Origin of the sequence: Pseudidiomarina insulisalsae (genome assembly GCF_003987065.1) — a bacterium.
Taxonomy (GTDB): Bacteria; Pseudomonadota; Gammaproteobacteria; order Enterobacterales; family Alteromonadaceae; genus Pseudidiomarina; species Pseudidiomarina insulisalsae.
In genome coordinates this window covers 57,114-70,460 of record NZ_PIPY01000008.1, presented here as the reverse complement: position 1 = coordinate 70,460, position 13,347 = coordinate 57,114, and the positions used below count along the sequence as shown (strand labels likewise).

13 protein-coding genes are annotated in these 13,347 nt (G+C 53.0%); 10 read left to right on the top strand and 3 right to left on the bottom strand.

What is annotated here, in order from left to right; genetic code table 11:
• Position 1: 1 nt before the first annotated feature.
• The 10 genes from mrdA to CWI71_RS08415 all read left to right on the top strand — a co-directional run bounded on the left by mrdA (position 2) and on the right by CWI71_RS08415 (position 9,248).
• Positions 2-1,906, top strand: a complete 1,905-nt coding sequence (gene mrdA / locus CWI71_RS08460; protein ID WP_126754834.1) for a penicillin-binding protein 2 — start codon at positions 2-4, stop codon at positions 1,904-1,906.
• Positions 1,896-3,002, top strand: a complete 1,107-nt coding sequence (gene rodA / locus CWI71_RS08455) for a rod shape-determining protein RodA (protein ID WP_126754833.1) — start codon at positions 1,896-1,898, stop codon at positions 3,000-3,002. Before mrdA ends, rodA begins: the two co-directional genes overlap by 11 nt.
• Positions 3,003-3,035: 33 nt before the next feature.
• Positions 3,036-4,052: a lytic murein transglycosylase B gene (mltB, locus tag CWI71_RS08450; protein WP_126754832.1), complete on the top strand. Its 1,017-nt coding sequence runs from the start codon at positions 3,036-3,038 to the stop codon at positions 4,050-4,052.
• Positions 4,049-4,852 (top strand): septal ring lytic transglycosylase RlpA family protein, encoded by an 804-nt coding sequence (locus tag CWI71_RS08445; RefSeq protein WP_126754831.1) that lies wholly within the window; start codon positions 4,049-4,051, stop codon positions 4,850-4,852. The genes mltB and CWI71_RS08445 overlap by 4 nt, the downstream gene beginning before the upstream one ends.
• Positions 4,853-4,930: 78 nt before the next feature.
• Entirely contained in the window at positions 4,931-6,094 is a 1,164-nt protein-coding gene (locus tag CWI71_RS08440; RefSeq protein ID WP_126754830.1) for a serine hydrolase, read from the top strand.
• A 26-nt stretch (positions 6,095-6,120) separates the two neighbouring features.
• Entirely contained in the window at positions 6,121-6,969 is an 849-nt protein-coding gene (locus tag CWI71_RS08435; protein WP_126754829.1) for a D-amino acid aminotransferase, read from the top strand.
• 19 nt (positions 6,970-6,988) lie between these two features.
• Positions 6,989-7,255: a DUF493 family protein YbeD gene (gene ybeD, locus CWI71_RS08430; RefSeq protein ID WP_126754828.1), complete on the top strand. Its 267-nt coding sequence runs from the start codon at positions 6,989-6,991 to the stop codon at positions 7,253-7,255.
• On the top strand, positions 7,245-7,910 hold the full coding sequence (gene lipB, locus CWI71_RS08425; RefSeq protein WP_126754827.1) for a lipoyl(octanoyl) transferase LipB: 666 nt from the start codon (positions 7,245-7,247) through the stop codon (positions 7,908-7,910). The genes ybeD and lipB overlap by 11 nt, the downstream gene beginning before the upstream one ends.
• Complete coding sequence (gene lipA, locus CWI71_RS08420) at positions 7,894-8,859, top strand: lipoyl synthase (protein WP_126754826.1); 966 nt, start codon at positions 7,894-7,896, stop codon at positions 8,857-8,859. Before lipB ends, lipA begins: the two co-directional genes overlap by 17 nt.
• Entirely contained in the window at positions 8,856-9,248 is a 393-nt protein-coding gene (locus tag CWI71_RS08415; protein WP_126754825.1) for an MAPEG family protein, read from the top strand. Before lipA ends, CWI71_RS08415 begins: the two co-directional genes overlap by 4 nt.
• Here the strand turns inward: CWI71_RS08415 and CWI71_RS08410 are convergent.
• From CWI71_RS08410 to pnp, 3 genes are all read right to left on the bottom strand, one after another.
• Positions 9,237-10,148, bottom strand: a complete 912-nt coding sequence (locus CWI71_RS08410) for a hypothetical protein (protein ID WP_126754824.1) — start codon at positions 10,146-10,148, stop codon at positions 9,237-9,239. The genes CWI71_RS08415 and CWI71_RS08410 overlap by 12 nt on opposite strands.
• Positions 10,096-10,989: a lipoprotein NlpI gene (nlpI, locus tag CWI71_RS08405; protein ID WP_126754823.1), complete on the bottom strand. Its 894-nt coding sequence runs from the start codon at positions 10,987-10,989 to the stop codon at positions 10,096-10,098. The genes CWI71_RS08410 and nlpI overlap by 53 nt, the downstream gene beginning before the upstream one ends.
• A 112-nt stretch (positions 10,990-11,101) precedes the next feature.
• Positions 11,102-13,243 carry a polyribonucleotide nucleotidyltransferase gene (gene pnp / locus CWI71_RS08400; RefSeq protein ID WP_126754822.1) on the bottom strand — a complete coding sequence of 714 codons (2,142 nt, stop codon included), beginning with the start codon at positions 13,241-13,243 and terminating at the stop codon, positions 11,102-11,104.
• Between the last annotated feature and the right edge of the window lie 104 nt (positions 13,244-13,347).

Genomic DNA, 13,347 nt, shown 5'->3' with positions numbered 1-13,347 from the left:
AATGAAACGACGCCGTACCACGATCCGAGACCATCATGCCGAGAATGCCCTGTTCGGTCGCCGGGTCATTTTTGCGCTGTTTGTGGTGGTGACGGTATTTGCAGTACTGCTTACCAATATGTACCAGTTGCAGGTCAAGCAGTTTGAGACCTTCCAGACCCGCTCAAACGACAACCGTATCAAATTAGTTCCACTGGCCCCTAATCGTGGGCTGATTTACGATCGTAACGGCAAAATTCTGGCGGAGAACCGCCCGGTCATGAGCCTGGAGCTCATCCCCGAGCGCGTGCGAGACCTCGAGAAAACCGTACAACGCCTGACGCGTTTACTGAATATCACTTCACAACAACTTGAGCAATTCGAGCGTAACCGACGCCGTGAACGGCGTTTTGAGCAGGTTATCTTGCTTGATCAGCTAAGCGAGCAGCAGGCGGCAACCTTTGCCGCGCGCCAGCACGAGTTTCCGGGTGTCAGTATTGAAGCGCGACTGGTGCGCCATTATCCCTATGGCGATTCGCTTACCCATGCGCTGGGCTATGTTGCCAAGATCAACCAGCGTGACGTGCAACGTCTCAAAGAACAAGGTGTCAACGCCAATTACGCCGCCACCCGCACCATTGGTAAGCTGGGCGTGGAAGCCTATTACGAAGAGCAGTTACACGGTACCGTGGGCTATCAACAGGTTGAAGTCGACATTCATGGCCGGATGCTGCGGACACTGGAAATAGAGCCCCCTATTCCGGGCCAGGACCTGGTGCTGGAGATCGACATTGAACTGCAACAGCAGGCCCAGCAGATTCTCGGTGAGCAGCGCGGTACTATTATCGTGATGGATCCCGAAGATGGCGGCGTACTCGCCATGGTCAGTCAGCCCAGTTACGATCCCAACTGGTTTGCCCAGGGTATTTCGGTCGAGCAATATCGTAGCTTACTCGATTCGCGTCATTCGCCCTTGTTAAACCGCGCCACGCAAGGCGGTTATCCACCGGCGTCAACCATTAAACCCCAGTTAGCGGTGGTCGGACTCGAAGAAGGTATTATTACGCGGCAAAGCAAAGTCTGGGATCCGGGTTGGTTTCAGATTCAAGGCGTGAATCATAAGTATCGTGACTGGTTGTCCTGGGGACACGGTTGGGTCAACGTTGACACTGCTATTATCGAAAGTTGCGATACCTTTTATTACGATCTGGCGCTGAAACTAGGCATTGATACCATTTCGGAACACATGTATCAGTACGGTTTTGGTGAGATGACCGGTATTGATATTGGTGAGGAATCGGCGGCAGTCATGCCCAGCCGCGGCTGGAAACGTGCCCGCTTTAATCAGCCCTGGTATGCCGGCGAGACGGTCTCTATTGGTATCGGTCAAAGCTACTGGACGGTGACTCCCATGCAACTGGCGGTCGCCACCGCGGTGATGGTGAACCACGGCGAACGTCCTGTGCCGCGGCTGCTAGGCGCCATTCGTGACGCAGGTATTGAACTGCCCGCAGTGGTCGAGCAGCGCGAGCCGGTGCAACTGAATAACCCGGAGCACTGGAATGTCGCACTTGATGGCATGGAAAAAGTGGTTTCCAGTATTAAAGGCACCGCCCATAAGGCGTTTCGTGGTGCAGAATATAGCTCGGCCGGTAAAACCGGTACCGCGCAGGTGCGCAGCATTGGCCAGGGTGAGGAATATAACGCGGAGGAGATTGCCGAACGTTATCGCGATAACGCCATGTATGTTGGTTACGCGCCCGTCGAAGATCCGGAAATTGTCATCGTCATTACCGCCGAGAACGTCATTGGTGGCGGCGGCAGCGTAGCAGCGCCTATGGCCCGACGTCTGCTTGACTTTTACTTTGCAGGCAAAAGCAATGCCAGCAAAAGCAATTCTGAAACGGTGACCGCAAATGCTCCTTGATCATCAACGTAGTTCCTGGTTACAACGTCTGCATATGGACGTACCATTGCTGATAGCCTTGCTGATTACCGCGGCGGTCAGCCTGATCACGGTGTATTCTGCCAGCGGCGAGAGTCTGGCCATGACCGAACGTCAGGCCGTTCGTGTTGGCGCCGCCTTTTTTGCCATGTTTATTATTGCGCAGATTCCCTTGGATACCGTACAGCGCTGGTCCCTCCCCCTATTTGCCTGCGGTATTGTGTTGCTGCTTGCGGTCTTATTGGTCGGTGAGTCAAGTAAAGGGGCACAGCGCTGGCTGAATATTGGGGTGGCGACCATTCAGCCCTCAGAGCTGATGAAACTCGCCGTGCCAATGACTATTGCCTGGTTTATTGCCGAGCAGGGTATTCCCCCTACGTTACGGCGCCTGGCCGCAGCCTTCATACTATTAATGATTCCGGTACTAATGATCGCGAAGCAACCCGATCTGGGCACCTCGTTACTGATTGCCTGCTCAGGTATCTTCGTGTTGTTTCTGGCTGGTATGTCATGGAAGCTGATTGGCTTTTTTGTTGTCGCGGTTGGGTCCTTCGCGCCTGTCCTCTGGATCTTCCTGATGCACGACTATCAGCGACAACGCGTGCTCACCTTTTTGAACCCCGAGCGGGACCCACTTGGCGCGGGCTATCAAATCATTCAGTCAAAAATAGCCATTGGCTCGGGTGGTGTCGAAGGCAAAGGCTGGTTGCAAGGCACGCAGTCGCAGTTGGAGTTCCTGCCCGAGCGTCATACGGATTTTATCTTCTCGGTATTTAGCGAGGAGTTTGGCCTGATCGGCGTGATCGCCCTCTTCCTGTTGTATGGTTTTATTATTTTTCGTGGCATGCTTATTGCCATGCGCGCTCAACGCGTGTATCAAAAACTATTAGCAGGCAGTCTGACTCTCACTTTCTTTGTCTATGTGATGGTCAACGTTGGCATGGTATCGGGTCTGCTACCCGTGGTCGGCGTACCTCTGCCTTTAATATCTTATGGTGGCACATCAATGGTGACATTGTTCGCTGGCTTTGGTTTACTAATGGCAATTGCCACAAACCGCAGGTTGATTCACGCCTGAGGTCGGTCATGACACAATTCAGAGGAGCTGCATATGCGTCAGAACAGCAAATTGATTTGGGCAGCGGCACTGACAATCAGCCTCGCAGGTGCCACAGCCAGTGCCCAGACGCCACCTGTAAGCGCCAGTGAACCGGCTGAGCAACAGCAATTTATCGACGAGCTGGTTGCTAACTATCAACTCGATCGAACCACCATCACCGCCTTATTAGCACAGGCCCGTCTCAATGAAGACGTATTGGCCGCGATTCAACGCCCCTGGGAAGCCAAACCCTGGCATGAGTATTATCCTATTTTTCTGACCGACAAGCGCCTGGCCGCAGGTCTGTCATTCTGGCAGCAGTACGCCGATACCCTGGCGCGTGCCGAACAGGAATACGGCGTACCGGCCGAGGTTATCGTTGCTATTATCGGTGTCGAAACCTTTTACGGCAGCTATTTAGGCAAATACTCGGTGCTCGACACGCTCTATACCCTGGGGTTTCATTATCCGCCGCGCGCCCAGTTCTTTCGCAAGGAACTGGGGGAGTTTATTCGTCTGACCGAGGCTGAACAGCTGCCGGCAACGGAGTTAAAAGGCTCCTACGCGGGTGCGATGGGGTATGGCCAGTTTATTTCCTCCTCCTACCGTCACTATGCCGTTGATTTCGATGGCGATGGCGTCCGCGATCTGCTCACCAACCCGGTCGATGCGATCGGTAGCGTCGCCAATTACTTTGCGAAGCACCATTGGCGTGCCAATGCTCCGGTGGCGATCGAGCTTGCCAGCACTGCCCGGCATGCGGACCTGGCCGAAAAGAGCCTGCGCCTGACCGAAACGGTCGCTGAGTTAAAAGCCAAGGGCTTGCAGTTACCCGATGACACAACTCTGGAAGCCGACGCAAAAGCCAAAGTATTTGCCTTTGAACAGCCGCAGGGTGAAGATTACTGGCTGGGTTTGCATAACTTTTACGTGATCAGCCGTTACAATCATAGTCCTCTTTATGCGATGGTTGTGCACCAATTCAGTCAACAGCTCGCTGCGGCGAAAAATACGGCTCCGACACCATGACCCGCTTCTTTCTCAGCTTCATCCTCAGTGCACTGGTCTTGCTCATGGTCGGCTGTAGTTCCGCGCCGCCGAGCCGCTACAGTCAGACCCACGACAGTATCCCGTCGCGCTTGCCTCATGCCGATGAGCTGGTTGAGCCAACCCCAAAAACTGAGCCGCCGAGCCGTCAGGGCAATCGCACCTACACATTGTTTGGCCGCACCTATTCGATTATTCCAGATGCCCGCGGTTATATCGCCGAAGGCACAGCCTCCTGGTATGGCGAGAAATTTCATGGTCATTTAACCTCGAACGGTGAAACCTACGATATGTATGCCATGAGCGCGGCGCACAAAACCTTGCCGCTGCCGACTTATGTGCGGGTTACTAACCTGGCGAATGCCAAATCAGTCGTCGTGCGGGTAAATGATCGCGGCCCTTTCCATGGTGACCGTATTATTGACCTCTCCTACGTCGCGGCCTATAAGCTAGGCATGTTAGCGACCGGTACCGCCCGCGTAAAAATTGAGGCCTTGCATCCCGATGGTCCAAACCAGCAACTTGCAGTCACCGCCCCCTTAGCTGCCCATGATGACGGCGAATACTTTATTCAGGTGGTGGCCGGCAGTGATGCCCAACGTCTCGACAGTGAGGCGACAAAGCTGGCACAAATCTATGAGGTTCCTGCAACTACCCGGCCGAAAAATGGTCTACATGCGGTAATGCTGGGTCCCTTTGCCGCTGCGCAAACGGAGCAGTTACTCATACAATTACGTGCAGACGGTTACACAGACGTATTTCGGGTACCGGTCAGTCCCTGAGCGCTGCCATTCGATACCAGCTGTGGTACTATTCTGCCTGCTAAATCCATATTGATGACAACGTAGAGAAAACCAATCATGCAATCTGTCGTAAAACAGTTGACGCGTGCTGTTGCACTGCTCGCTGGCGCAGTAACTCTGGCTGCGCAAGCCTCCATTATTCCACCGGCTCCGCAAGTGAATGCCAAGGGCTATATTCTGGTCGATTACACCACCGGCTATGTCATTGCCGAAGGTAATGCCGACGAGCAATTGGCCCCGGCCAGTCTGACCAAAATGATGACCAGCTACATTATTGGTCGTGAGATTCAGGAAGGCCGTATCAGCCCTAATGATTTGGTTACCATTAGCGAAAACGCGTGGGCGAAAAACTTCCCTGAGTCATCAAAAATGTTTATCGAAGTGGGTAAGCAAATTAGCGTCGCTGACCTGAACCGAGGCATTATCATATCGTCAGGCAATGATGCCTGTGTGGCGATGGCAGAACATATTGCCGGCAGTGAAGGTGCCTTTGCTGATTTGATGAACAACTATGCCTATGAACTGGGCATGACCAACTCGCATTTTACCAACAGCCACGGTCTGCCTGATCCGGCACAGCGCACCACGGCGCGCGACATGGCAACCATGGGTATTGCGCTGATTCGTGATGTGCCGGAAGAATACGCAATTTACAGCGAAAAAGAGTTCACCTTTAACTCGATTAAACAATACAACCGTAACTCACTGCTGTGGGATGCCAGCATGAACGTTGACGGTATTAAGACCGGCCACACCGAGGAAGCGGGCTACAGCCTGGTCACATCTGCTGTGGAAGGCGACACCCGTCTGGTCGCAGTGGTCATGGGTACCAGTAGCGAGCAGGCACGTAAAATTGAGAGTAAAAAACTGCTCAACTACGGCTTCCGTTACTATGAAACGGTGCAGGCATACAGCGCTGGTGACAGCTTTGTTGACCAGCGCGTCTGGGGCGGCGAGCAAGACACTGTCGCACTTGGCATTGCCGAAGATGCAGTAATTACTTTGCCGCGCGGCCAGCGTGAAAACCTGAAAGCCAGTATTGAACTGAATCAGACACTTGAAGCCCCTCTGGCGAAAGGTGTCGAGGTCGGTACCGTCAGCATTCAGTTAGAAGGTGAAACCATTGTCAGCTATCCGTTGGTCACCTTGAATGAAGTGGTTGAGGGCGGCGTATTTAAACAATTGACGGACTGGGTGCTGCGCAAGTTCGAAAGCGAGTAAACCAACGTCACAGCACAGGGCGAGCAATGAGCACCTACGTCTATTTAAATGGCGACTGGATCGCCCCGGAACACGCAAAAGTCTCGGTCTTTGACCGGGGCTTTTTGTTTGCGGACGGTATTTACGAAGTGGTTCCGGTGTACCAGGGCCGGCCTTTTCTGGCCGAACACCACCTGGCACGTCTCGATCGCTCGCTGGCTGCGCTAGCCATTCCCAATCACGGTGACCCATTCTGGTACGGGCTGATTGAGCAGTTACTGGCACGCAACGCTATCAGTGATGGCCTGATTTACTTTCAGGTCACCCGCGGCGCTGAAACCCAACGCTCGCACCTACCCTTAGGCACCCTAACGCCAACTGTGTTCGCCAGTGTCTCGCCTTTAGCGGTGCACTGGGGCGTGCCTACCCCGGCAAAGGTCACTCTTTGTGAAGACATTCGCTGGTTACGTTGTGACATTAAGAGCATTAGCCTGCTTGGCAATATCATGTTGAAGCAACATGCCCAGGCACAGGGCGCAATGGAGCCGCTGCTGTTCCGTGGCGACCATATCACCGAGGGTGCTTCAAGTAATTATTTCGCAGTGAAGGACGGCGCGCTATATACCGCGCCCACTGACCACTTGATTTTGCCCGGCATCACCCGCATGTGGGTGATTGAATTGGCGCGCCAGCTTGGCCTGCCCGTTTATGAACAACCCTTCCGCGTTAGTGAGCTGACGCAACTTGATGAGCTTTTCCTGACCAGCTCAAGTCGTGAAGTGCAGCCGATCGGGCAAATTGATGATATAATGATTGGCCAGGGTCAATGCGGAAAGATCACCGAACAACTGGTACAGGCTTTCCACGAAAGTAAGCGCAAGCACTGCTCGTCATAAAAGTGCTTAGGAGTAAGAAATGCAAAAAACCCGTTTTGATGAACTGGTTGAGTTTCCATGTCAGTTTACCTTCAAGGTCATGGGACTTGCCAAACCAGAACTTCCTGACGCGGTAGTTGCGGTCGCGCAAGAACATGCGCCGGGCGATTATAGCCCTACCGTAAAACCAAGTAGTAAAGGTAACTATCACTCGGTATCGATTCAGATCCGTGTGCATAGTCAGACGCATATTGAAACGCTTTATAAGGCGTTAGCAGCTATTGAAGACGTTCGCTATGTCCTCTGATCTGATTATTCGCCAACTGGGCCGGCAACCCTACGAGCCGGTTTGGCAAGCCATGCAGAAGTTTACCGACTCGCGTGACGCCGAAACTGCCGACGAGCTGTGGGTATTGGAACATGAGCCGGTATTCACCCAGGGGCAGGCTGGTAAAGCCGAGCATATTCTCGCGCCCGGAGATATTCCGGTAGTGAAGGTCGATCGTGGCGGCCAGGTCACCTACCATGGGCCCGGCCAATTAGTGGTTTATTTTCTGCTCGACCTGCGCCGTTTAAAGATAGGCGTGCGTCAACTGGTGACCCATATTGAGGAAACTATCGTAGCCTTAATGGCGGACCACGGGATCACCGCCGCAGCCCGCCCTGATGCACCGGGCGTATACGTCGATGGCGCTAAGTTATGCTCCTTAGGTCTAAGGATCCGGCGTGGCTGCTCATTTCATGGCCTGGCACTCAATGTTAATATGGATCTCAGTCCATTTTTGCGTATCAACCCCTGTGGTTATGCGGGCATGCAAATGGTACAAACCAACGAGTTAGGTGGCCCTGCCACGGTAGCCGCGGCAGCTGAACGCGTCACTGAGCTCTTTGCCGGGCGACTGAGTTATAACAACATTCACCAACAAACAGGATTCGACAACGCTTATGTCCAAGCCAGTTAGAGTTGAACCGGGCGTCAAGCTACGCGATGCCGACAAAATGGCATTAATTCCGGTAAAAGTGGTCCCAACTGAGCGCGACCAGATGCTGCGCAAGCCCGAGTGGCTAAAGGTAAAACTACCTGCGTCGACGCAGCGTATCGATGAAATTAAACAAGCCATGCGTAAGCACGGCCTGCACTCGGTCTGCGAAGAAGCCTCTTGCCCTAACCTGCCGGAATGCTTCAATCACGGCACCGCGACCTTTATGATTCTGGGCGCTATCTGTACCCGCCGCTGCCCGTTCTGTGACGTTGCCCATGGCCGTCCGTTACCACCAGATCCGGAAGAAGCGGTGAAATTGGGCGCCACTATCCGCGATATGAAGGTGAAGTATGTGGTGGTGACCTCGGTTGACCGTGACGACTTACGTGACGGTGGCGCGCAGCATTTCGCCGACTGTATCCGTGAAATTCGTGCCCATAGCCCGGGCATTCAGGTTGAGGTACTGGTACCGGACTTCCGTGGCCGCATGGACGTCGCGCTGGATATTCTCTCGGCCGAAGCACCGGACGTGTTTAATCATAATCTTGAGACCGTACCACGCATGTACAAAGCGGCGCGCCCTGGGGCTAACTATCAGTGGTCGCTCGATTTGCTCAAGCGTTATAAAGAAGCGCGTTCAGACATTCGCACCAAGTCAGGCCTGATGGTCGGCTTAGGTGAGACCAACGAAGAGATCCTGGAAGTGATGCGCGACCTGCGCGCCCATGACGTTGACATGTTAACCATTGGCCAATATTTGCAGCCCAGCCGTCATCACTTGCCGGTCACCCGTTACGTCACTCCGGATGAGTTCGAAATGTTCCGCGAAGAAGGCGAAAAAATGGGCTTTACCCATATCGCCAGTGGTCCATTAGTACGCTCGTCTTATCACGCGGACCTGCAAGCGGCAGGTAAAGAGGTCAAGTGAGCCTACTGATTTGGTGCTTGCTCATTGCCGGTTTATTACCGATTGCCGCAAAAGCGCCGGTGGTCTATTTTCAGAACCGCGACAGCGGCTATGATAATCGCCACCCGCGCGCGCAACAGCAACGCCTTAGCGGCGCCGGCGCTCGTGCCGTCGCCGGTCACTATAACGCCTATGAGGCCTTCCCGCTGTTTGCTGCAGCCGTGTTACTGGTGATTGCGACCGACAAGGTCACTCTCTTTAACCAGTGGCTGGCTGTCAGTTTTATCGGCTTTCGGGCGCTGTACCATATTTTCTATATTATTAATTGGGACAAATTACGCAGTTTAGTCTGGTTTTTCGCCTTGCTGTGTCCGGTCATTATGATTGCCCAGACTGCGTTAGCGGTCTAAGCCGTCCGCAATCTGCAGATAAACCTCGGGCCAGTAATTGACGTCGTGGTATTCCATTGCGGTCATACGGGCCACAGGCTTCCAGCTGTAAACATCGTCCAGCGCCGCACAGGTGCGGCTGGCATACAGCCCCACTGCCGTTCCCGTTGGCGAGCCTAAACGCCACATACCACTTTCCTGAAGCTCGCCGAGCAGACGCCAGTCGCCCACCGCCTGCCGCCAGGGCAAGCGCTGCCACAACTGTTTTAACTCTGCCGCAGACATCTGCACTGAGTCGGTCAGTACCACGTTCAGGGAAGGATGGTCATAGCTGCCACGACAGTAATGCTGTGCGAGACTTGCCGACATTGGATATTCATCGACAAAGCCCAGCCAGTGCGCCACCTCGTGGGCAAAAACATCCATACGGGTATCGCTGGCAATCACCATTTGCCGGGGGCTTGCGCTTGCGGTTGCCACGTCGCGAATGACAATATGACGCTGGCCGGCTTCGGCCGGTAGCAGAGGCAACTGACACCGCTGATGCCGGCGTTCACCAAAGCTCTGGCAGTCGAGTGCGTCGGGATTTTCCACCCAACGCACTGCAAAGCAAGAGAGCAGTTCCGCCAGCGGATGCCGGTGCCATTGTTCAAACATTTCGAGTACCGGCTTCGCCTCCTGCACCGGCAACCAGACCTGAGTTACCTCGGCCGGTGCGGCGCCCGGGCAACTTGCCCCGTGCATCAATGCCATTGCCCGTGGTAATTCCTGCTGGTACTGCCAAGCTTTCCAGACGATCGGCTGCGCCTGTGCGACACCGTGGCTCAAGCCAAGCGTCAGCAGCGCCAGATTAAGTACGCGTAGCGACTTAGTCTTCCTGTTGCGCTTTATACTGGCTCCATTCCATTTCAACGCCGGCATAACGGTACTCCAAAAACACATGCACGTTGGTGGCGAGCGCCAACTTAAAATAGACCGCCGCGCTTTGCCAGTTCCCCTGCAACTGATGGTACTTGCCTAGGTAAAAATAAACTTCACACAGCCGTTCGGCCAGTGTCTCATGTTCGCTCATGTTTAAGGTGGCGTAGTTGCTAAGAAAGTCCTGCTCAGCGATGCCGTTAACGAACAATTTGACCAGGTTCCATGCCCATGCTTCGTTGTCGCTTAAAATCATCGCCTCGGCAAGCTCATGTGCGGCTGCGCTACGGTCCTGCTCAACGGCAGCAAAGAAACGCCACAACGCCCGGTAGGGGTCATTAGGGTTGCGCTGAAAGAAATAATCAAGATCGTCATAAGCAAGGTCGAAACGATTATCGTAATAGGCCGCGACGCCCCTGTTCAGATAAGCGTACGGATGTTCCGGCTCAAGCTCTATGGCCGCGTCCAGCGCCTCATAGGCCATCTCATATTGCCCCACCTGCGAATAATGAATCCCCAGATAATTATAGGCATCGGCAAGGCGTGGCTGGTATTCCAGCGCGCGGTTGAAATCAATTCGCGAAAGCGTCACCAGGCCAACAGCGTCATACAACATACCGCGCCGATAGAGCAGCTCGCCCATCATCTCGGCATCTAAATTCTCATTATCAGCACTGATAATTTCGTTTAATTTCGCCAGTTCCAGCTGATAATGATCGTCCGCCACCTGCGGCGTCGCAATCAACAGGTTATTAAGGCTATTCTCAGCCGTAGCTGAGGTTGCACTGCATCCTGCAAGTACTGCCCACCCCAGCAGCAAAGTGGCCACTTTCCAATAGCTCATAAGGCATCCTAATCGCAATTTCGAAAGGTTCATCATAACCTACCTTGCGACAAAAAAGAAAAGGGGCCGAAGCCCCTTTTGGTAGAGAATTGTAAAGAAAAACGTCGCCGTCTTATTCGGCTTCGTCTGCACCTTTCTCTTCGTTTGCGTCGTTTTGCTCAGCTTGGGCCGGCTTTTCAGCGGCTTCTTTCATGCTCAGACGTACGCGACCCTGACGGTCGATTTCAAGTACCTTGACCGGAACAACGTCACCAACTTTCAGATATTCGTTGACATCGTTCACGCGTTCTTCAGCGATCTGTGAAATGTGAACCAGACCATCTTTACCTGGCAGGATAGTCACGAAAGCACCGAAGTCTACGATACGCGCTACTTTACCCTGATAGGTACGACCCACTTCAACATCTGCGGTCAATTCTTCAATGCGGTCAATCGCTGCCTGCGCTGAGGCTTGGTCGGTGGCCGCAATACGTACTGTACCGTCGTCATTAATTTCAATGTTGGTGTTGGTGCTTTCGGTCAACTCACGGATAACCGCGCCACCTTTACCGATAACGTCACGGATCTTGTCAGGGTTGATCTTCATTGTGTGATAACGCGGCGCGAAATCAGACAATTCTTCACGTGCACCTGAAATAGCGTCGTCCATCACATTCAGAATGTGCAAACGTGCTGCTTTGGCTTGTTCCAGCGCCTGCTCCATGATTTCACGGGTAATGCCATCAATTTTGATGTCCATTTGCAGTGCGGTCACGCCTTCTTTACTACCAGCAACTTTAAAGTCCATGTCGCCTAAGTGATCTTCATCACCCAGAATGTCCGATAGTACGACAAACTTGTCACCCTCTTTCACCAGACCCATGGCGATACCAGCTACCGAAGCTTTAATCGGTACACCCGCGTCCATCAGCGCCAGTGAAGTACCACAGACCGACGCCATTGAGCTTGAACCATTTGATTCAGTGATCTCAGAAACCACGCGGATGGTGTACGGGAATTCTTCCTGAGACGGCATAACTGCCTGTACGCCACGTTTGGCCAGACGACCGTGACCAATTTCACGACGCTTCGGCGAACCTACCATACCGGTTTCACCGACACAGTACGGAGGGAAGTTATAATGCAGCATGAAGCGATTGTTGCTTGAACCAATCAGATCATCAATCATCTGTGCGTCACGCTCAGTACCCAGGGTCGCTACAACCAATGCTTGCGTCTCACCACGGGTAAATACCGCAGAACCGTGAACGCGTGGCAACATACCAGTAGCAATGTGCAGTGGACGAACCATATCCGGGTCACGACCATCGATACGTTTTTCACCAGCAATAATACGGCTACGAACGATGTCACTTTCTAATTCGTGGAACAAGTCACCAATTTCTTTCGCGTCCAGTGACTCGTCTTCAGCAGTCAGTTTTTCAATAACTTCGTCACGCAGCTTACGGACTTGCTCGTAACGTGAAGCTTTTTCAGTAATGCGATACGCATCGCCCAAGCCGTCTTCCGCCAGCGCTTTAATTTTATCTTTCAGCGCTTCGTTCGTTGCCGGAGCTTCCCAGTCCCACTTCGGCTTACCAGCTTCAGCGACAAATGCGTTGATATTTTCAATCACGGTCTGCATCTGCTCATGACCGTAAACCACCGCGCCTAACATCGCATCTTCAGACAGCAGTTGTGCTTCTGACTCAACCATCAGTACGGCTTTCTCAGTACCAGCAACCACCAGGTCTAGTTTCGACTCAGCAATTTCATCAGTGGTCGGATTTAGAATGTACTCATCATTCAGTACACCGACACGCGCCGCACCAATTGGACCTGCGAAAGGCACACCAGCAATGCTAAGTGCCGCAGAAGCACCAATCAGAGCCACGATATCAGGGTTTACCTGAGGGTTCACCGATACGACTGTCGCAATGACCTGAACTTCGTTTTTGAAACCTTCAGGAAACAGTGGACGGATAGGACGGTCGATCAGACGCGAGGTTAAGGTTTCATTCTCTGAAGGACGACCTTCGCGCTTGAAGAAACCACCCGGGATTTTACCAGCAGCGTAGGTACGCTCCTGATAGTTTACTGTTAAGGGGAAGAAATCCTGACCTTCTTTTGCTTCTTTCTTTGCCACCACGGTAACCAGTACAGTAGTGTCATCCATGCTTGCTAATACAGCGCCAGAGGCTTGGCGCGCCATCGCACCGGTTTCGAGTGTCACTGTATGACGGCCGTATTGAAATTGTTTAGTTATTGGATTCACGTTTTTTTCCTTTCCTACTCTTCTCTTTAAAATCTAAACCGTTATCGGATATTCGTTATTGGATATTAGTTATTAGCTCGGCTTCTCAGTTTGGGACATCAACC

Coding starts and splice junctions, on each gene's coding strand:
- mrdA (WP_126754834.1), top strand. CDS start 2: ATGAAACGACGCCGTACCACGATCCGAGACCATCATGCCGAGAATGCC.
- rodA (WP_126754833.1), top strand. CDS start 1,896: ATGCTCCTTGATCATCAACGTAGTTCCTGGTTACAACGTCTGCATATG.
- mltB (WP_126754832.1), top strand. CDS start 3,036: ATGCGTCAGAACAGCAAATTGATTTGGGCAGCGGCACTGACAATCAGC.
- CWI71_RS08445 (WP_126754831.1), top strand. CDS start 4,049: ATGACCCGCTTCTTTCTCAGCTTCATCCTCAGTGCACTGGTCTTGCTC.
- CWI71_RS08440 (WP_126754830.1), top strand. CDS start 4,931: ATGCAATCTGTCGTAAAACAGTTGACGCGTGCTGTTGCACTGCTCGCT.
- CWI71_RS08435 (WP_126754829.1), top strand. CDS start 6,121: ATGAGCACCTACGTCTATTTAAATGGCGACTGGATCGCCCCGGAACAC.
- ybeD (WP_126754828.1), top strand. CDS start 6,989: ATGCAAAAAACCCGTTTTGATGAACTGGTTGAGTTTCCATGTCAGTTT.
- lipB (WP_126754827.1), top strand. CDS start 7,245: ATGTCCTCTGATCTGATTATTCGCCAACTGGGCCGGCAACCCTACGAG.
- lipA (WP_126754826.1), top strand. CDS start 7,894: ATGTCCAAGCCAGTTAGAGTTGAACCGGGCGTCAAGCTACGCGATGCC.
- CWI71_RS08410 (WP_126754824.1), bottom strand. CDS start 10,148: ATGCCGGCGTTGAAATGGAATGGAGCCAGTATAAAGCGCAACAGGAAG.
- nlpI (WP_126754823.1), bottom strand. CDS start 10,989: ATGAGCTATTGGAAAGTGGCCACTTTGCTGCTGGGGTGGGCAGTACTT.